Origin of the sequence: Streptomyces sp. NPDC049879, from assembly GCF_044461265.1 — a bacterium.
In the GTDB taxonomy this organism is placed as follows: domain Bacteria; phylum Actinomycetota; class Actinomycetes; order Streptomycetales; family Streptomycetaceae; genus Streptomyces.
Map to the genome: position 1 here is coordinate 680,864 of NZ_JBITKT010000001.1, position 18,008 is coordinate 698,871.

Sequence of the window (18,008 nt, forward strand, 5' to 3'; positions counted from 1 at the left end):
GGTACCGGCCCGCCGTCCATGACGGTCATCGCCTCTCCTCCACGGGGTGGTGCCACCGGCCGCATCGACGTACGTGCGCGGCGCGGGGGCGCCCTCGCCGTCCCGGCCGCCGGTCAGGCACGGGTCACCGTCCCCGGCCCGGCCGACCGCCGTCGGGACCGCTCGGCGCGGGGGAGCGGGGGCAACGGCCGCCGGGTCCCGGACAGCCGGACAGCCGGGCCGCCGCTGAACGGTGATCGGTCACCCCATGCCGTTCACTTCCGGAACGGCGGCGACCGCCCAGTAAGCTGGCGCGCATGGAGCACAGCGCCACCGCAGGACGCCAGGGCCTCACGCGGCGGGCCAGACTGCGCGCCGAGACGAGCGCCGAGATCAAGGCCGTCGCCCTCCGCCTGATGTCCGAGGGCGGCCCCGACGCCATCTCGCTGCGCGCCATCGCCCGCGAGATGGGCATGACGGCGGGCGCGATCTACGGCTACTACGCCACCCGCGACGACCTGATCACCACCCTCGTCCGCGACATCTACGGCGCGCTCGCCGACACCGTCGAGGCCGCCCGCGACGCCCTCCCGGCCGAGGACACCGCCGGACGCGTCATGGCGTGGGCCGGGGCGTTCCGCGACTGGGCGCTCGCCCACCCCGAGGGCTTCCGGCTCGTCTACGGCGACCCCGTCGCGGGCTACCAGGTCCCCGAGGGCGGCGCCGCGCCCGAGGCCGAACGGCGCGCCTGCGCCGGGATCAGCGACCTCGCCGCCGCCGCCTGGCCCCACGCCGAGCCGCTCCAGCCCGACGTCGCCTGGGACTGGTCCGACTTCGACCCGCACCTCGCCGACGCCGCGCGCGCCGACCACCCGGAGCTGCCGCCCGCCGCGCTCGCCCTCGGCCTGCGCCTGTGGGGCCGCATGCACGGGCTGGTCTCCCTGGAGGTCTACGGCCACCTGCGCACCCAGACCACCGAGCCGGGCAAGCTCTACCGCGCCGAGATGCTGGCGCTCGTCACCTCTCTCGGTCTCGCCGCGCCGGACGCGGTCCGCCCGTGATGTCAGGGCCGTCCGGGCCGTAGTCGGGCGGCGCCGGGTCGGGGGTCGTCTCGCCGGGCGAGCGGAAGCCGCCGCCCGGCGCCAGCGTGACGGCCAGGATCGCCGTGTCGTCCGCCAGCCGCCCGTGCGTGTGCCACATCACCGCGTCCTCGACCGCGCGGACCAGCGGCGCGGGGGCGGTGTCGCCGTCGCGGGCCAGGTACTGGTCGAGCCGCTCGCCGAGCGGCAGGAACGTCCCCGCCCGGTCGCGCGCCTCCGTCACCCCGTCCGTGAACAGCAGCAGCGTGTCCCGGCGCGAGAACGGCACCCGCAGCACCGGCGGCCGTTCCCCCGTCACGAGCGACAGGCCCATCGGCGGACCCGTCCCCTCCGGCAGCGACCGCACCCCGCCTGGACCGACGACCAGGGCCGCGGGATGGCCGAAGTTCACCACGTCGATCCAGTCCTCGCCCGCCGCGGGGAAGCCGATCAGCAGGGCCGTCGCGAACCGCTCGAACGGCTGGCCCAGCTCGGAGCTGTACTGGTTGTGGCGCCGCATCCGGTTGTCCAGGCGCTCCGCCACCACCTCGAACTCCTCGTAGTACCCGGCCTCGCGGAACGTGCCGAGCAGCGCCGCCGCCGCGTCCACCGCCGACGCGCCCTTGCCCTGGATGTCGCCGAGCAGCACCCGCGTACCGAGCGGGGACGGCTGGACGTCGAAGAAGTCGCCGCCGACCTGGGCGTCCACGTCCGCCGCGAGGTAGGCGCTGGCGAGCAGCAGGTCGCCCGTGTGGGTCGGCAGGGGGCGCAGCACGGCCAGCCGCGTCGCCTCCGCGCCGCTCTCCAGGCTCAGCAGCCTCGTGTACGCGCGCTTGCGCAGCCAGGCCGCCAGCACGCCGAGCAGCCCGCCCGCCACGACCAGCCAGAAGTCCGCCTCGCCCTGCTGGAAGTGGTAGTCCCAGGCGTTGTCCAGCACCCAGTAGCTCGCCGCCGACGCGGCGGCGAACAGCGCGGTCACCACCACGCCGCACAGCGCCGCCGCGATACCGGGCACCAGCACGATCCACGTGACCACCCGGAAGTCGCCCGACGAGTTCCAGTCGCCGACGACGATGCCGATCAGCAGGAGCGCGGGCAGGAGCCAGGACAGGTTCCACCGCCCGGCCTGGAGCGGCCGGGCCGTCCGGAACTCCCGTCTGCGACGGCGCCACCTGGCCATCCGCAGCGACACCGTGCGGTCCTCCACCCCTCCACCATCCGGCACCGGCGCGCTCCCCGCCCGGCGGGGCGGGGGCCGGTGGGCCGTCCAGGGCACGCAGCGGGCGCCGGGGGGCATGCGCGAGAATGGCGGCATGACCCTGTTCCGCGACGACGGCATCGTGCTGCGCACCCAGAAGCTGGGCGAGGCGGACCGGATCATCACGATCCTCACGCGCGGGAACGGGCGCGTGCGCGCCGTCGCGCGCGGCGTGCGCCGTACCAAGTCGAAGTTCGGCGCGCGCCTGGAGCCGTTCACGCACGTCGACGTGCAGTTCTTCGCGCGGGGCAGTGCGCTGGTGGGGCGGAGCCTGCCGCTGTGCACCCAGACCGAGACCATCGCGCCGTACGGCCGCGACATCGTCGGGGACTACCCCCGCTACACCGCCGGCACGGCCATGCTGGAGACGGCGGAACGGTTCACCGACCACGAGGGCGAGCCCAACGTCCAGCAGTACCTGCTGCTCGTCGGCGGGCTGCGCACCCTGGCCGCCGGGGCGCACGCCCCGGGGCTGGTGCTCGACGCGTTCCTGCTGCGGTCGCTCGCCGTGGGCGGCTACGCGCCGAGCTTCGACGACTGCGCGCGCTGCGGACTCCCCGGGCCGAATCGCTTCTTCTCGGTCGCGGCCGGGGGCGCCGTGTGCGGCGACTGCCGGGTGCCGGGCAGCGTGGTCCCGTCGGGCGACGCGCTGCGGCTCCTCGGCGCGCTGCTGACCGGCGACTGGGCCACCGCCGACGCCGCGGAGTCCCGCCATGTCCGGGAGGGCAGCGGCCTCGTCTCGGCGTACCTGCACTGGCATCTGGAGCGGGGACTGCGCTCGCTGCGGTTCGTGGAGAAGGGCTGAGAGGGCTACCCTCGGCGGCAGGATCGAACCGACAACTGGAGTTCCCCTATGGCCCCCCGCGGAATGCTGTCTTCCCGTCCCCGGCAGCGTCGCGACCACCGCGTCCCCGAACCGCATCCGTCCGGCGCACGCCCCCCCAAGCTGCCCGGCGAACTGGTCCCGGGGCACGTGGCCATCGTGATGGACGGCAACGGCCGGTGGGCCAAACAGCGCGGCCTGCCGCGCACCGAGGGGCACAAGGTCGGCGAGAGCGTCGTCATCGAGGTGGTCAAGGGCTGCATCGAGCTGGGCATCAAGAACCTGTCGCTCTACGCCTTCTCCACCGAGAACTGGCGGCGCTCCCCCGAGGAGGTGCGCTTCCTGATGGCCTTCAACCGCGAGGTCATCGACCGGCGCACCGACGAACTGGACGCCATGGGCGTGCGCATCCGGTGGGCCGGGCGTGAGCCGAGGCTGTGGAAGTCGGTCGTCCGCAAGCTCCAGACCGCCGAGGAGCGCACGCGCGAGAACGACGTCATGACGCTCTACATGTGCATCAACTACGGCGGCCGTGCCGAGATCGCCGACGCGGCGGCCCGCCTCGCCGAGGACGTGCGGGCCGGCCGGATATCGCCGGACAAGGTGAACGAGAAGACGCTGTCCCGCTACCTGTACTGGCCCGACATGCCGGACGTGGACCTCTTCCTGCGGCCGTCGGGCGAGCAGCGCACCTCCAACTACCTGCTCTGGCAGAGCGCCTACGCCGAGATGGTGTACCAGGACGTGCTCTGGCCCGACTTCGACCGGCGCAACCTGTGGGACGCCTGCGTCGAGTACGCCTCGCGCGACCGCCGGTTCGGCGGTGCGATGCCGAACGAGATCCCGCCGCAGGCGCAGGGCGGCTGAGCACACGGGGAAGCAGACATGGGCGCCCCCGGTTCCCGCCGGTGAACGGCGGGGGCCGGGGGCGCCGCCGTGCGGTGGACGCCGGGTGAAGACGCGCGGCGTGCGGGGGCACGGGCGGGGTCAGGGGCGGCCCGAGCGCGCGTGCCAGCGGCCGTGCTGCCTGGACACCTCGACGGGCCGTCCGAAGCAGGCGGTCAGCCGCTCGCCGGTGAGCACGTCGTCGGCGGCCCCCGCGGCGAGGACGCGGCCGTCGCGCAGGAGCACGGCGTGGCTCGTCGTCGGCGGCAGCTCCTCCAGGTGGTGCGTGACCGTGATGGTGGTCAGCTCCGGCCGGTTGGCCGCCAGGCGGGTGAGCGCGTCCACGAGGTCCTCGCGCGACGGCAGGTCCAGCGCGTTGAACGGCTCGTCGAGCAGGAGCAGCGACGGGTCGGGCATCAGGGCGCGGGCGATCAGGATCCGGGCGCGCTGGCCGCCGGAGCACACCCGGTACTCGCGGTCGGCGAAGTCCTTGCACTCCAGCTCGGTCAGGAGCGCGCGGGCACGCTCGCGCGTGGCGTCGTCGTACGTGCGCCACAGCGGCTGGATGGTGCCGCTCGCCCCGGTGAGGACGACGGTGTGCGCCGTCTCCTGCTCCGGGACGCGCTGCGCGGAGGAGACATGGCCGAGACGGGCGCGTAGTTCGCGCACGTCCACGCGGCCGAGCTGGTGCCCGAGGACCCTGGCGGTGCCGGTGGTGGGGTGGGACACCGCGCCGACCAGCCGCAGCAGGGACGTCTTGCCCGCGCCGTTCGCGCCGAGCAGGGCCCAGTGCTCCCCGCCGCGCACGGTGAGGGACACGCCGTCGAGGATCACCTGGCCCGTCGTGTAGCGGCGGACGCTGACGTCGTCGAGCTGGACGACCACGGGGCGGTCCATGTTCCCTCCCGATCCCGGAGCGGCCCGGGACTTGATTGTGTGCGCCTCGCAACAATCTATCCCAGCGTGACGGGGCCGGTCGCCACGCGGGGGAGCGCCGGGAAACCGGGGGGAACGCGGGGGCGTCCGGGAAAGGGGTGACGGGCGGGGCGGGGGAGCGCGCGGGGGCGTGCGGTCTTCTCTGATTGTCAAGGTCATGCCATTCTGTACTCGCTCTCTACCCGTGAGTATCTTTTCGAAGGGCGAACACATGACCGTACACATCGGCCGTGCCCTCCGTACGCGCCGTTCCTTAGCCGGGGCCGCGGCGGCTCTCACCCTCGCCCTCCTCGGGACCCTGGCGCCCACCGCCACCGCGGGAGCGGCCGACACGGGACCACCGGGGGCCGGCCCGCCCGGTGCCGCGCCGTCCGGCGCCGAGGACGGCGATCCGGGGCCGCCGACGGGCTCCGGGCCGCAGGAGCCGCTCGCGGAGCGCGGCACCCTCTCGCCGGGGCAACGGGCGGCCGCGGCCCAGGCGTTCCCCGGCCCCGGCGCCCCCGCGCCGGCCGGCGACTACGCGCTGGCGGCGGGCAGCGACCTGAGCGGACGGGTGGCCGCCCTGGACGCGGCGCTGCCGAAGCAGGGCGTGCAGGACCTCCTCGCGCAGGCCAACCGCACGCTGGAGACCGGCGGTTCGTGCCCCGACCCGTTCGGGCGCGGCGACCCCGTCTCCGGCACGAACCCGGCGCTGAAGCCGCCGGTCGCGACGGTCGAGCGGTACTGCTTCGAGCAGGACGACTCCGTCACCACCGAATGGATACCCCAGGCCGTCACCGGCGTCTCGGACGCGCAGGAGGACGAGGCGTGGGGCGCGGCCACCCGCACCGTGCTGACCGGCTGGTACGACAACAGCAACCCCGGCCGCGAGAACGGCTGCACGTCCGGCGAGAACGACGCGTGCAACGAGAAGGGCGTCCGCGTCACCTTCATCGACCCCGCCGCGCGTGCCTACCGGCACGTGCTCCTCGTCTGGCCGTACTACAACTCGTACGACAACATCTCCTTCGACGCCGTCCACGCGAGCGAGAGCCCGATGCAGAACGGCATCCACGCGGGCGGCATGGTCTGGTACGGCAACTACCTGTACGTCGCCGACACGTTCAACGGCATCCGGGTCTTCGACATGCGCTACATCATGGACCTCAACCCGGACCAGGACGCCTCCGTGGACGACCGCACCCCGGACGGCCTGCGCAGCAACGTCCGCGACAACCGGCAGGTCGGGCGGCAGAACAGCGTCTGGTACTCCTACGGCTACCGCTATGTCATGCCGCAGGTCGCGACCTGGCAGCTGTCCTCGACGCAGTACAACTCCGGGTCGTCCAGCGCCTGCGCGGACACCGGCGCGCCCCGGATCTCGTACCTCTCGCTCGACCGCACCGGCACCGACCAGCTCGTGGCGGGCGAGTACTGCGCGCCGACGTCGGGCCTGCCCTCGCTCGGCCGCACCGGCTCCTGGCCCGTCGCGGAGCTGGAACGCCGCTCCGGCCCGGTGGCGGCGAACACGAGCTACTTCCTGCCGGTCCACCAGGTGCAGGGCGTCGCGCGGCAGGACGGCACCTGGTACTTCAACCAGAGCCACCGGTACAGCAACGGCAGCGTGTGGCGGGCCAGGATCACCGGCGGGCGGCTCACCCGCACCGGCGGAGAACTGCGCACGGCCGTCGGCCCCGAGGACCTGTACGCCGAGCACGGCCGCGCGACGGGCAGGGCGCCCCGCCTGTGGTCGGTCTCCGAACACGCGGAGAACACCGCCGACACGTCCTGCGCGGCATCCGGCAACACCCCCTGCGGGCGCGTCCTCTACGCACACTCGCTGAGCACGCTCCAGGCAGCCCCCTGACCACCACCCCACCCTCACCCCGGCCCGGCGGTGACCTCCACCCCCCACACCGCCGGGCCGGGACCTCCCCGGCGGCGCCGGAAGCCCGATCGACAGCAACAGCCGCGCACAGCCGCGCGGTTCGCACGCGCTCGCCGTTCCCATGGCCCGCTCCTCCCCCTCCCGGCACCCCCTCCGGTGCCCGTGCGTGACCAGCCTGCCCCACGCCGCCCACAATGACTACAGAGAGTAGCTAATCTTCATCCGGAAGAGTGACGCCGGGGCGTATCGAGGGGAAGCCGTGCGTCCGCGCCGCGACGACGGCGACCAGCGCCGGAGCCAGCAGCACGAGCACACTCCACGCCAGCGCCCCCGTACCGGCCGCGCCCAGCAGCACCCCGCCGACCACGCCGCCCCCGGCCATCGCCACGTTCCACAGCGTCACGAGCACCGCCTGCGCCGTGTCCGCCGAGTCCCCGCCCGCGTCGGCGGCGGCCGTCTGGAGCAGCGACGGCGCCCCGCCCCAGCCCAGACCCCACAGCCCCACCGCCACGAAGACGAGCGGCGCGCTCCCCGCCCCCACCGCCAGCAGCGTCACCGCGACGGCGAACAGCACCGTCCCGCCCACTGCGAGCAGCCGCAGCCGCCGGTCGATCCGCGCCCCCACGACCCAGATGCTCAGCATCGACGTCACACCGAACACCAGCAGCGCCACATCCGTCGAGCCGCCCATCCCGTGCCGGTCGAGGAACGCCGCGATGTACGTGTACAGCACGTTGTGCGCCAGCACGTAGACCAGCGTCACGAAGAGCACGGGCCGCACCCCCGGCAGCGCCAGCGTCGCCCGCACGGGCGCCGAACCGCCCCGCCCGGGGCCCGGCCGGTCGGGCACCAGCGCGGCGATCCACACCAGCAGCCCCGCCGCGACGGCGGTCATCAGCCCGAACGCCGCCCGCCAGCCGAACGTCTCGCCCAGGTACGTCCCCGCCGGGACCCCCAGCGACAGCGCCACCGGCACACCCGTCATCACGACCGCGATGGCCCGCCCCTGCAGCGGCACGGGCACCATCCGCCGCGCGTACCCGGCCAGCAGCGCCCAGGCGAGACCCGCCGCGACCCCGGCCGCGCCGCGCGCCACCATCGTCAGCGCGTAACTCGCCGACACGGCCGTCACCGTGTTGGCCACCGCGAAGCCCGCCATCGCCGCGAGCAGCAGCCGTTTGCGCGGCCATCCGGCGGTCGCCGCCGACAGCGGGATGGCGGTGAGCGCCGTCCCCAGCGCGTACACGGTCACGGCCTGGCCCATCGCGGACTCGCCGACGCCCAGGTCCCCGCTCATGGCGGGCAGCACCCCGGCCGGGAGCGTCTCGGTCAGCGCGGTGAGGAACACGGCCGTCGTCAGCGCCAGCAGGGCGCGCAGCGGGAGCTTCTCGCGCCCCTTCCCCTCGGCGACGGCGGTCCCGAGGGGCGTTCTCTGTCCTGTCATGCCCCGATGCTCAAACCTTGACATTGATGTGAAGGTCAAGACGGACCGATGTGACGTGGACCACAGGAGTGCCCGGCCTGCGCGCCTAGGCTGGGCCGATGCCGACGGGAACGACAACGTACGCCGCGCTGCTGCGCGGGATCAACGTGGGAGGCGGCCGCAAGGTCCCGATAGCCGAGCTGCGCGCCCTGCTCACCGAGCGGGGCTACGGGCGCGTCCGTACCCACCTCCAGAGCGGGAACGTCGTCCTCGACGCCCCCGCCGCCGACGCGGGCGGCGACCCCGACGCGGCGCTCGCCGCACGCCTGGCGGCGGCCGTCGAGGAGCGCTTCGGCTTCCCCGTCGGCGTCGTGGTGCGCGACCACGCCTACCTCGCGTCGGTCGTGGACGCCTGCCCCTTCGCCGCGGAGGCGCCGGAGGGCAGGCAGCTCCACGTCACGTACTTCTCCCGCCCGGTGGACCCCGCGCGCTTCGCGGCCGTCGACACCGCGGCCCACCTCCCCGAACGCTTCCACCTCGGCGACCGCGCGCTGTACCTCCTCGCCCCCGACGGCATCGGCCGCTCCCGGCTCGCCGACGTGCTCGCCAGGGCGACACCCGCCCGCGAGGGCGTCGTCGCCACCAGCCGGAACTGGAACACGGTCCGCCGCCTCGCCGAACTCACCGCGCCCTGACGGCACGTCGGCTCCCGACGGAACCGATCACCCGCTCGCCGGGCGACGGTACGTCAGGTCCCGTACGCACACGGCCTGTTGACTTGGCACACTGGTAGACCCGGGGCCCGGCAGGGCCGCTCGGCGCGGGTGCGGAGGAGGAGTACGGGGTGGTGTGGCGGAAGCCGGTCGGCAGGCTCGGGCGCGCGCCGTTGCGCGCGTGGACCGTGTCCGACACGGAGTTGTGGACCCACGCCGTGTGCGGCCGGGTGCTGCCCGGCTGGGAGGGCCGCGCGGTGCCGGGCGGCGCCGAGGGCGCCGCCGACGCGCCCGACACCCCGGAAGCGCCCGACACCCCTGAGCCGGAACCGCCGCCCGCCGGGAAGCGCTGAGCGCGCCGCGTAGCGACCACCGACTCGCCGCCGGGCGCGTCACCTGCCACGCCGTCCCCGGCGGCTTCGCGCTGCCCGCGGGCCCCGGAGACGCCGTCCGCCGAGGGGCCGGACGAGGGTGCGCGGACCGCTCACCGGGACGGGCGTGAGGGCACTCGGCCATGCCGCCGCGTACCGCGTCCGGGCGGAAGTCGCCGCCTCTCCGTAACCACTGCGTTAAATAGCAGTGTTGCCAAGAACAGGAAACATAAGAATCCAGTCGCGTCCGATCTGGCATGGCTTCAACAAGCCTTCCGGCGTTCCCCGACCGGCCACCGGCCGGACGCCACCGGCCCGTCAGGGCGCTGATCTCGGCGAGGTAACGCAGCGCAGCACGCCGGGGTTTACGGGCGTAGCGCGGAGCGTGGCGGCGCCGACGCGAAACGCCACCCGGGTACGGTCCCGCGGGAGTGACGAACGTGACTCAAATCCGGTCCAGGCCGATCTAGCGCAGGCGTCACTCCACCAACTACGGTTACGCATGCAGCACAGCGCATGCAAATTCCAATCACATTAGGAGTGTTGACTATGGCTTCCTCCCGCGACTCGATCATTGGCATCATCGGCATCATCGGCATCATTGGCTGAAGCTGATCATTTGTCACCGGAGGGTGGCGGGCGGAGAACCGCCCGCCACCCTTCGTCGTGCCGCCCCGGGGGAGAGGAGCAGCCGGCACCGTGCACCCCGCGCCGCGCCACCGTGACCAGGCCCGTACCGTCGCGGCCCGCATCCGCGGCACGCTCGCCGACCCCGCCGGTACGGCCCCGGACGGCGCCCCTGGCGTCTCCCTCGCCTTCAGCGGCAGCCCCATCGGCGGCGCCGAGTACGCGCGCCTCGCCCGCCGGTACCTCGACCTCGCCGGCACGGCCCCGGCGCCCGCGGCGACCGGCGCGCACGACGGCCACGGCACCCCCGCGTTCGCCCTCCTCGTCGCCCACCGCGCCACCGGCGACCACTTCGGCGCCCTCGAACGGCTCGACGCCCACCACCGCCGCCTCGCCCGCGCCGCGCCCGCGAGGCCGCCCGGCGCGCCCGGCACCCCGTTCGGCGCCCTCGACGGCCTCACCGGCACCGGCCGCTACCTCCTCGCACGCGGCGACGCCTCCGCGCCCGAACTGCACGCCGTCCTGGCACACCTGATCACCCTCAGCCGCCAGACGATCCGCCACCGCGGCCGAACGGTCCCCGCCTGGTGGTCCGCCCCCACGGGCCGTCTCGACCTCGGCCTGGCCCACGGCATCACGGGCCCGCTCGCCCTCCTCGCCGTCGCCCACCGCGCGGGCACCGTCCTCGACGGCCAGCGCGAGGCCGTCGAGAACCTTGTGGGCCTCCTCACCGACTGGGCCGTCCCCCAGGGCGACGGCATCCTGTGGCCCGCCCACCTGACCCTCGACGACTGGGCCGCGGGACCGCGCCACCTCTCCCCGGCGCCCAACCCGCCCACCTGGGCGGACGGCGCCCCCGGCATGGCCCGCGCCGTCCAGCTCGCCGCCCTCGCGCTCGACCGCCCCGACTGGCACACCCTCGCCCACCGCGCGCTGCTGCCGCTCATCACCCAGGAGCCCGAGAAGTGGGGCCTGGACGACCCCGGCATCCGGCACGGCTGGAGCGGCGTCCTGCACATCACGGGACTCCTCGGCGCCCACCTGGACGACCACCGGCTGCCGCTCCTCCAGGACGAGATCGCCTCCGTCGTCCTGGCGCACCACGACCCCAGGGCACGCTTCGGCTACCGCTTCCCCCGCCCCGGCGGGCCCCCGGCCGACCTCTCGTCCTTCCTGGACGGCGCGGCAGGTGTCTGCCTCGCCCTCGACTCCTACGCGTCCGGCGGCGGCCCGGCCGCGCGCGGCTGGGACATGGCCCTGCTGCTCACCTGACGCCCGCCCACACGCTCACCTCCGCGTCCCACACCCCGAGCGCCGCTCCCGCCCCCGATGTCCTGCGGGCGCCAGCGGCGCCAGGTCACGCGTCGCGTGCGTCAGCGCCGGCGCGCTCCCCGACGGCAGCGGGCCCACGACGTCCGCCGGATCGCCCGGCAGGAAGTGCGGCAGCGCGTTCGGGCTCAGGGCGGCGGGCGCCGCCAGGATCGTCCCGGGCCGGGTCGCGTCCGCGTGGACGTACGCGGTGCGGCCCTCCGGCGTGCTGCCGAGGAGAGCGCGATCTCGTGGACGTTCGGCGGCGTCGGTATGCCCGTGTCGATGTCGAGCCACTGCCTGATGCCCTGCGCGACGGTCCGCGCGTGCGGAGGGATACGCAACGCCTGCGCCGCGGCCGCCCGGCCGGGCGTCGCCCCCGCCGCGGCTCTCCCGCGTCAGGAACGCGAGGCCGCGCACTCCCCGCAGGTGCCGAAGATCTCGACCGTGTGCCGCACGTCCACGAAGCCGTGTTCGCGCGCCATCGCGTCGGCCCACTTCTCCACGGCCGGACCCTCGACCTCCACCGCCTTGCCGCAGGCACGGCATACCAGGTGGTGATGGTGGTCATCGCTGCTGCAGCGCCGGTAGACGGCCTCGCCCTCGACGGTGCGCAGCACGTCCACCTCGCCCGCGTCGGCGAGGGACTGGAGGGTGCGGTAGACGGTCGTCAGGCCGACCGAGTCGCCCTTGTGCTTGAGCATGTCGTGCAGTTCCTGCGCGCTGCGGAACTCGTCGACCTCCGCGAGCGCCGCCGCGACGGCCGCGCGCTGGCGCGTCGAACGACCGCGTACCGGTGGTCCCACCGTCTCCACGTCTGCCTCCTCGGCTCGCAGCATCCCCGGGCCCGACCCCGCGTGGCCAGGGTAGCCCTTCTGACAGTGACGGGCACAGTTGGTAGCGGCGTGCCTTGCCGCCCGCCCCCGGCGCGGATCCGGCGGCCTACGCCCCCGGCGCCCCCGCGGGCTCGGGCACCGGCGCGGCGTCCCGTACCGCCTGCCTGCGCGCCCGGCTCCTGGCCAGCGGCAGGGCGAGCAGCGAGACCAGCAGGAACAGCCCCAGGGCGATCAGTACGATCGTCGCGCCCGGCGGCACGTCGGCGTAGTACGAGGTCACCGTCCCCGACAGCGACACGAGCACGCCGAAGACCATGGCGAGGACCAGCGTCATGACGAAGCCGCGCGTCGCCTGCTGGGCGGCGACCACCGGGATCACCATCAGGGCGCTCACCAGCAGCAGCCCCACGACGCGCATCGCCACCGTGACGGTCGCGGCGGCCGTGACGGCGAGCAGCAGGTTCAGCGTCCGCACCGGCAGCCCGGTCACGCGCGCGAACTCCTCGTCCTGGCAGACGGCGAACAGCTGCCGCCGCAGCCCCAGCGTCACCACCAGGACGAACACCGACAGCCAGCAGATCGCCGCGATGTCCGCCTCGGAGACGGTCGTGACCGACCCCCACAGGTATGACGTCAGGTTCGCCGTCGAACCGCCGGGCGCCAGGTTGATGATCATCACGCCGCCCGCCATGCCGCCGTAGAACAGCATCGCGAGGGCCACGTCGCCGCGCGCACGCCCCGACGACCGCAGCAGCTCCATCGCCACCGCGCCGACCGTCGAGACCAGCACGGCCATCCACACCGGGTTCGCGCTCAGCAGGAAGCCGAGCGCCACGCCGGTCAGCGCCACGTGGCCGATGCCGTCGCCCATCAGCGCCTGCTGCCGCTGCACCAGGTAGATGCCGACGGCGGGCGCCGCGAAGCCGATCAGCAGCGCGGCGAGCAGCGCCCGCTGCATGAACGCGTAGTCAAGCACCTCGAACATCAGCGGGGCCTCACAGGATTCCGGTCTGGAGCGACGGCTCGGCGGACGGCGGCAGCTCGTCCGCCGGGTGGCAGGCGTGGCTCTCGGGCAGCTGCGCCGGGTGGTCCACCGTCCGCTCCACGCGGCCGTGCGCCAGGACCACGGCCCGGTCGATCAGCGGCTGGAGCGGGCCCAGCTCGTGCAGCACCAGCAGCACGGACACGCCCTCGGCGGTCAGCGTCCGCAGCGTCCCCGACAGCACGCGCTGGCTCGCCAGGTCCACGCCCGCGAGCGGCTCGTCCATGATCAGCAGCTCGGGGCCGATGGCCAGCGCCCGCGCGATCAGCACCCGCTGGTGCTGCCCGCCGGACAGCGACGCCACGGGGTCGCGCGCCCGGTCCGCGAGGCCCACCAGACCGAGCGCCCGGTCCACGGCGGCGCGGTCGGCGCGGCCCAGCGGGCGCAGCCGCCGCAGCGCGAGCCGCCCCGACAGCACGACCTCGCGGACGGTCGCGGGCACGCCGCCCGCCGCCGTCGAACGCTGCGGCACGTACCCGACGCGCCGCCAGTCGCGGAACCGCCGCACGGGCGTCCCGAACAGCGCCAGCTCGCCGCCGCTCACCGGGACCTGGCCCACCGCGGCGCGCACGGCGGTCGACTTGCCCGACCCGTTCGCGCCCAGCAGGGCCACCACCTCGCCGTGCCGCACGGTCAGGTCCACCCCGCGCAGCACCGGGCGGCCGCCCAGTTCGGCGTGCACGCCCCGCAGGGCTATGACGGGCTCGGACTCCATGGTCGTCTCCCCTTCCCTCAGGCCCTCGGGCCGCTCGCTGTCCGCCGTTCTGCTCGTCCGGCCCCCGTCAGGCGGCCGGGACGCCCAGGGCCTCCTGGAGGGCGGCCAGGTTGGCCCGCATCACGGAGAGGTAGTCGGCGCCGGGGGACTCGTCCGTGATGCCCTCCACCGGGTCGAGCACGGCCGTGCGCAGTCCCAGGTCGTCCGCCAGGGTCCTGGCGGTGTCGTCGCTGACCAGTGTCTCGAAGAAGACGGTGGTGACGCCGTCCGCCTCCGCGATCTCCTGGAGGTCCCGCATCCGCGCGCCGCTCGGCTCCGACTCGGGGTCGATGCCGGTGATGGCCTCCTCGTGCAGACCGTACGCCTCGGCGAGGTAGCCGAAGGCGGCGTGGGTCGTGATGAAGGTGTCGGAGGTGCGGCCTTCCAGGCCCGTGGCGAACTCGTCGTCGAGCGCGTGCAGTTCCGCGACGAGCGTCTCGGTGTTCCGCGCGTAGTCGGCGGCGTGGTCCGGGTCGGCGTCGGCGAGGGCGTCGCCGACGCCCTGGGCTACCTCGGCGTACTTGGCCGGGTCGAGCCAGATGTGGGGGTCGCCGCCCTCGTGGTCGTGGTCGTGCCCCTCGTGGCCCTCCTCGGCGTGCTCGTCGCCGTGCTCGTCCCCGTGGCCGTCGACGTCGTCGCCGTGCTCCTCAAGCGTGGTGAACGACGTCGCCTCCGCCACGTGCTCCACGCCCGCCGTCTCCACCGCGTCGTCCACGGTCGGCTGAAGCCCCGCCAGGTACACCACCAGGTCCGCGTCGCTCACCCTGGCCGTCTGCCGGGGCGACAGCTCCAGGTCGTGCGGCTCCACCCCGGGCTCGGTCAGCGTCGAGACCGAGACATGGTCCCCGCCGATCCGCTCGGCCAGGAACTCCATCGGGTAGAAGGAGGCCACCACGTCGAGCCGGTCGCCGCCCGCGCCGTCCCCTCCGCCCCCGCCGTCGTCCGAGCCGCAGGCCGTCAGGGCGAGGAGCCCCACGGCCGTGGCGCCCGCGGCGAGCGCGGAGCCGGCTATCCGGGAGCGGGATCGGGAACGGGAACGCGTACCAACGCGACGGCTGCTCATGACGACCATTTTCAAATCAGATGACAATCATTGTCAAATGGGTCGGGAGGAATGTGACACCCGCCTCTCCCGGGCCGCGCGGCGCTGTCCGGCGGGCACCCCGCCGATTTGCCGACGCCCCCTCGGACGCCGGTAACCTGATCCAATTCCAACGTCGTCCTTCGTCCCGAAGAGAGCACCGTGGCCGCCGACAAGATCGACACCATCGTCAGCCTCAGCAAGCGCCGTGGCTTCGTCTATCCCAGCAGCGAGATCTACGGCGGGCAGCGTGCCGCCTGGGACTACGGACCGCTCGGCGTGGAACTGAAGGAGAACATCAAGCGCCAGTGGTGGCGCGCGATGGTCACCTCGCGCGACGACGTGGTGGGCATCGACTCCTCGGTCATCCTGGCCACCGAGGTCTGGCAGGCCTCCGGCCACGTCGCGACCTTCACGGACCCGCTGACCGAGTGCACCTCCTGCCACAAGCGGTTCCGCGCGGACCACCTGGAGGAGGCGTACGAGGAGAAGCACGGCCACCTCCCCGCCAACGGCCTCGCCGACCTCAACTGCCCCAACTGCGGCAACAAGGGCGTCTTCACCGAGCCCAAGCAGTTCTCCGGCCTCCTGTCCACGCACCTCGGCCCGACGCAGGACACCGGCTCCATCGCCTACCTGCGCCCCGAGACCGCCCAGGGCATCTTCACCAACTTCGCCGCCGTCCAGCAGACGTCGCGCCGCAAGCCGCCGTTCGGCATCGCGCAGATGGGCAAGTCGTTCCGGAACGAGATCACGCCCGGCAACTTCATCTTCCGCACCCGCGAGTTCGAGCAGATGGAGATGGAGTTCTTCGTCAAGCCGGGCGAGGACGAGGAGTGGCAGACGTACTGGATGGAGCAGCGCTGGAACTGGTACCGCGACCTCGGCCTGTCCGAGGAGAACATGCGGTGGTTCGAGCACCCGAAGGAGAAGCTGTCCCACTACTCGAAGCGCACCGCCGACATCGAGTACCGCTTCAACTTCGCCGGCTCCGAGTTCGGTGAGCTGGAGGGCGTCGCCAACCGCACGGACTACGACCTCGGCGCCCACGCCAAGGCGTCGGGCCAGGACCTCAGCTACTTCGACCAGGAGGCCGGCGAGCGCTGGACCCCCTACGTCATCGAGCCCGCCGCCGGTGTCGGCCGCGCCATGCTGGCGTTCATGCTCGACGCCTACCACGAGGACGAGGCGCCCAACGCCAAGGGCAAGATGGAGAAGCGCGTCGTCATGACGCTCGACCCGCGCCTCGCGCCGGTCAAGGTCGCCGTCCTCCCGCTGTCGCGCAACCCGCAGCTGTCCCCGAAGGCCAAGGACCTCGCGACGGCGCTGCGCCGGCACTGGAACATCGAGTTCGACGACGCGGGCGCCATCGGCCGCCGCTACCGCCGCCAGGACGAGATCGGCACGCCGTTCTGCGTCACCGTCGACTTCGACACCCTGGACGACAACGCGGTGACCGTCCGCGAGCGCGACACGATGAAGCAGGAGCGCGTCTCGCTCGACCAGGTCGAGTCCTACCTCGGCGGGCGCCTCCTCGGCTGCTGAACCGCCGCCGCACGCGCCGCACCCCGCACGCCCCCGGCCCGCCGTACGCGCCTCGCGTCCGGCGGGCCCGCGCGTTCAGGCCGCCGCGCGCGGGCACGGGGTGGCCGGGGTGTCGAGCCACAGGGTGTGCCCGTCGCGGGCCGCCGTGATGCCGAACCGGTCGGGCGCCGGCCGCCCGTGGTGGTCCCACCAGTGCCACGCCGTCTCCACCTCGTCCCACAGCGACCGCGGGCCGTACTGCGCGACCACGAAGCCCACGGAGCCGTCCCGCACGTCCACCGTCGCCCAGGAGCCGCCCGCCTCCTCCTCCAGCCACAGCCGCACCCGCACGCCCTTCGGCTCGGGATCGCCGTCCCACACGTGCCGCACCCCCGGCACGCACGCCCCCACCGCGAACTGCGCCGTGTAGTCCTCGCCCGCCACCGCCCACGGCGACAGGCCCGTACGGCTCGCGCGCGGCGGCTCGTCCACCCGCCCGGGGCCCGCGTCCCCCGCGTCCAGCAGCGGCATGTACGAGCCGCCCGACGTGAACCTCCCGTCCGCGCCCCCGCCGTCCCGCCGCGTCAGCGTCACCGTCCCGAAGGCGCACCACGCCGTGCTCCACGGCACGACGATCCGGCCGCCCGGACGCGTCTGCTCCAGCCACGCCCCCGGCACGCGGCGCACCGAACACGTCGCGAACACCGCGTCGTACGGCCCCCCGTCCGGCCAGCCGAGCGCCCCGTCCGCGCACTCCACGGCGGGCCCGCGCCCGAGCAGCTTGAGGTTGCCGCGCGCCGTCTCCACGAGGTCCGCGTCGAGTTCGAGGCTGATCACGTTCGCGTCGCCCAGGCGGTGCGCGAGCAGGGCGGCCGTGAAGCCGACGCCCGTGCCGATCTCCAGGACGCGGGCCCCGTCGCACAGCGCCAGCGAGTCGAGCATGCGCACCACCGTGCTCGGCGCGGACAGCGACGACACCGGGCGCTGCCAGCCGTCCGGCTCGGTGTCCAGGCGCGTCACCACCGGCTCGTCGGCGGACGCGGCCGCCCACCAGCGCTCGGCGTGCGCGGCCCGGTCGCACACCTCGTAGCCCCCCTCGCCGTCGCGCAGCCACACCGTCCCCGGCAGGAAGACGTCGCGCGGGACGGCCCGCAGCGCCGCCGTCCACTCCGGCGGCACGGGCCGCCCGAGGCGGTGCCGCACCTGCGTCACGAGCCGCTCGGCCGCCGCGTTCCCCTGCCCGCCCCGGCCCGGCCCGGGCTCGGACGGCGGCGGCACGGGACGCCCCGGCTGGTGCCCGTCGTCCCCGATCGGCGACCTGTGTTTCTGCTGCCGCTGCGCGGCCGGCTCTGGCATTGGGAAGCTCCCCCGACTCGACTGAACTGGACGCTACCCATCACGTTATGTGTTCAAAACGATGCGCAGAGTCGCCGGGTGGACGCCCCTCCGGGCTGAATCGTTGCTGCACCGGCCGGGGACGACCCGCACGGGGGAAGGGCCGG

The 18,008-nt window shown here is 74.2% G+C and carries 16 protein-coding genes and 1 pseudogene; 8 read left to right on the top strand and 9 right to left on the bottom strand.

What is annotated here, in order from left to right; translation table 11 throughout:
- Nucleotides 1–296: 296 nt before the first annotated feature.
- Nucleotides 297–1,040, top strand: a complete 744-nt coding sequence (locus tag ACIBPC_RS03145) for a TetR/AcrR family transcriptional regulator (RefSeq protein WP_398840887.1) — start codon at nt 297–299, stop codon at nt 1,038–1,040.
- Here ACIBPC_RS03145 and ACIBPC_RS03150 read toward each other — a convergent pair.
- The gene (locus ACIBPC_RS03150) at nt 997–2,265 is read right to left on the bottom strand and encodes a PP2C family protein-serine/threonine phosphatase (RefSeq protein WP_362955826.1); all 1,269 of its coding nucleotides are present in this window, start codon (nt 2,263–2,265) and stop codon (nt 997–999) included. The two genes, ACIBPC_RS03145 and ACIBPC_RS03150, sit on opposite strands and share 44 nt — an antisense overlap.
- Nucleotides 2,266–2,371: 106 nt before the next feature.
- On the opposite strand from ACIBPC_RS03150, the gene recO reads away from it, so the two are divergent.
- Entirely contained in the window at nt 2,372–3,121 is a 750-nt protein-coding gene (gene recO / locus ACIBPC_RS03155; RefSeq protein WP_362955828.1) for a DNA repair protein RecO, read from the top strand.
- 48 nt (nt 3,122–3,169) lie between these two features.
- Nucleotides 3,170–4,006 (top strand): isoprenyl transferase, encoded by an 837-nt coding sequence (locus tag ACIBPC_RS03160; protein WP_362955831.1) that lies wholly within the window; start codon nt 3,170–3,172, stop codon nt 4,004–4,006.
- Nucleotides 4,007–4,126: 120 nt separating this feature from the next.
- On the opposite strand, the gene ACIBPC_RS03165 is transcribed toward ACIBPC_RS03160, so the two are convergent.
- Nucleotides 4,127–4,921: an ABC transporter ATP-binding protein gene (locus ACIBPC_RS03165; protein ID WP_398840889.1), complete on the bottom strand. Its 795-nt coding sequence runs from the start codon at nt 4,919–4,921 to the stop codon at nt 4,127–4,129.
- A gap of 250 nt (nt 4,922–5,171) precedes the next feature.
- On the opposite strand from ACIBPC_RS03165, the gene ACIBPC_RS03170 reads away from it, so the two are divergent.
- The gene (locus ACIBPC_RS03170) at nt 5,172–6,806 is read left to right on the top strand and encodes a hypothetical protein (RefSeq protein WP_398840891.1); all 1,635 of its coding nucleotides are present in this window, start codon (nt 5,172–5,174) and stop codon (nt 6,804–6,806) included.
- A gap of 232 nt (nt 6,807–7,038) precedes the next feature.
- Here the strand turns inward: ACIBPC_RS03170 and ACIBPC_RS03175 are convergent, their stop codons facing one another.
- Nucleotides 7,039–8,271, bottom strand: a complete 1,233-nt coding sequence (locus tag ACIBPC_RS03175) for an MFS transporter (protein WP_398840893.1) — start codon at nt 8,269–8,271, stop codon at nt 7,039–7,041.
- A 98-nt stretch (nt 8,272–8,369) separates the two neighbouring features.
- Between ACIBPC_RS03175 and ACIBPC_RS03180 the strand changes: the two genes are divergently transcribed.
- From ACIBPC_RS03180 to ACIBPC_RS03190, 3 genes are all read left to right on the top strand, one after another.
- Complete coding sequence (locus ACIBPC_RS03180; RefSeq protein ID WP_398840895.1) at nt 8,370–8,945, top strand: DUF1697 domain-containing protein; 576 nt, start codon at nt 8,370–8,372, stop codon at nt 8,943–8,945.
- Nucleotides 8,946–9,094: 149 nt separating this feature from the next.
- On the top strand, nt 9,095–9,316 hold the full coding sequence (locus tag ACIBPC_RS03185) for a hypothetical protein (RefSeq protein ID WP_362955845.1): 222 nt from the start codon (nt 9,095–9,097) through the stop codon (nt 9,314–9,316).
- 717 nt (nt 9,317–10,033) lie between these two features.
- Entirely contained in the window at nt 10,034–11,233 is a 1,200-nt protein-coding gene (locus ACIBPC_RS03190) for a lanthionine synthetase C family protein (protein ID WP_398840897.1), read from the top strand.
- A 15-nt stretch (nt 11,234–11,248) separates the two neighbouring features.
- Here ACIBPC_RS03190 and ACIBPC_RS03195 read toward each other — a convergent pair.
- From ACIBPC_RS03195 to ACIBPC_RS03215, 5 genes and pseudogenes are all read right to left on the bottom strand, one after another.
- Nucleotides 11,249–11,613 (bottom strand): annotated as a pseudogene (locus tag ACIBPC_RS03195) (SAM-dependent methyltransferase).
- 54 nt (nt 11,614–11,667) lie between these two features.
- On the bottom strand, nt 11,668–12,084 hold the full coding sequence (locus tag ACIBPC_RS03200) for a Fur family transcriptional regulator (RefSeq protein ID WP_362955851.1): 417 nt from the start codon (nt 12,082–12,084) through the stop codon (nt 11,668–11,670).
- 127 nt (nt 12,085–12,211) lie between these two features.
- Nucleotides 12,212–13,090, bottom strand: a complete 879-nt coding sequence (locus ACIBPC_RS03205) for a metal ABC transporter permease (protein ID WP_398840899.1) — start codon at nt 13,088–13,090, stop codon at nt 12,212–12,214.
- Between the two features lie 10 nt (nt 13,091–13,100).
- Entirely contained in the window at nt 13,101–13,862 is a 762-nt protein-coding gene (locus tag ACIBPC_RS03210; protein WP_398840901.1) for a metal ABC transporter ATP-binding protein, read from the bottom strand.
- A gap of 67 nt (nt 13,863–13,929) precedes the next feature.
- Nucleotides 13,930–14,964 (bottom strand): metal ABC transporter substrate-binding protein, encoded by a 1,035-nt coding sequence (locus ACIBPC_RS03215; RefSeq protein WP_398840903.1) that lies wholly within the window; start codon nt 14,962–14,964, stop codon nt 13,930–13,932.
- Nucleotides 14,965–15,144: 180 nt separating this feature from the next.
- Here ACIBPC_RS03215 and ACIBPC_RS03220 point away from each other — a divergent pair, with 180 nt between their 5' ends.
- Nucleotides 15,145–16,527: a glycine--tRNA ligase gene (locus tag ACIBPC_RS03220; protein ID WP_362955862.1), complete on the top strand. Its 1,383-nt coding sequence runs from the start codon at nt 15,145–15,147 to the stop codon at nt 16,525–16,527.
- 75 nt (nt 16,528–16,602) lie between these two features.
- Here ACIBPC_RS03220 and ACIBPC_RS03225 read toward each other — a convergent pair whose 3' ends face one another.
- Nucleotides 16,603–17,862 carry a methyltransferase domain-containing protein gene (locus ACIBPC_RS03225; RefSeq protein WP_398840905.1) on the bottom strand — a complete coding sequence of 420 codons (1,260 nt, stop codon included), beginning with the start codon at nt 17,860–17,862 and terminating at the stop codon, nt 16,603–16,605.
- Nucleotides 17,863–18,008 lie beyond the last annotated feature (146 nt).

Coding starts and splice junctions, on each gene's coding strand:
- ACIBPC_RS03145 (WP_398840887.1), top strand. CDS start 297: ATGGAGCACAGCGCCACCGCAGGACGCCAGGGCCTCACGCGGCGGGCC.
- recO (WP_362955828.1), top strand. CDS start 2,372: ATGACCCTGTTCCGCGACGACGGCATCGTGCTGCGCACCCAGAAGCTG.
- ACIBPC_RS03160 (WP_362955831.1), top strand. CDS start 3,170: ATGGCCCCCCGCGGAATGCTGTCTTCCCGTCCCCGGCAGCGTCGCGAC.
- ACIBPC_RS03165 (WP_398840889.1), bottom strand. CDS start 4,921: ATGGACCGCCCCGTGGTCGTCCAGCTCGACGACGTCAGCGTCCGCCGC.
- ACIBPC_RS03170 (WP_398840891.1), top strand. CDS start 5,172: ATGACCGTACACATCGGCCGTGCCCTCCGTACGCGCCGTTCCTTAGCC.
- ACIBPC_RS03175 (WP_398840893.1), bottom strand. CDS start 8,271: ATGACAGGACAGAGAACGCCCCTCGGGACCGCCGTCGCCGAGGGGAAG.
- ACIBPC_RS03180 (WP_398840895.1), top strand. CDS start 8,370: ATGCCGACGGGAACGACAACGTACGCCGCGCTGCTGCGCGGGATCAAC.
- ACIBPC_RS03205 (WP_398840899.1), bottom strand. CDS start 13,090: ATGTTCGAGGTGCTTGACTACGCGTTCATGCAGCGGGCGCTGCTCGCC.
- ACIBPC_RS03210 (WP_398840901.1), bottom strand. CDS start 13,862: ATGGAGTCCGAGCCCGTCATAGCCCTGCGGGGCGTGCACGCCGAACTG.
- ACIBPC_RS03215 (WP_398840903.1), bottom strand. CDS start 14,964: ATGAGCAGCCGTCGCGTTGGTACGCGTTCCCGTTCCCGATCCCGCTCC.
- ACIBPC_RS03225 (WP_398840905.1), bottom strand. CDS start 17,862: ATGCCAGAGCCGGCCGCGCAGCGGCAGCAGAAACACAGGTCGCCGATC.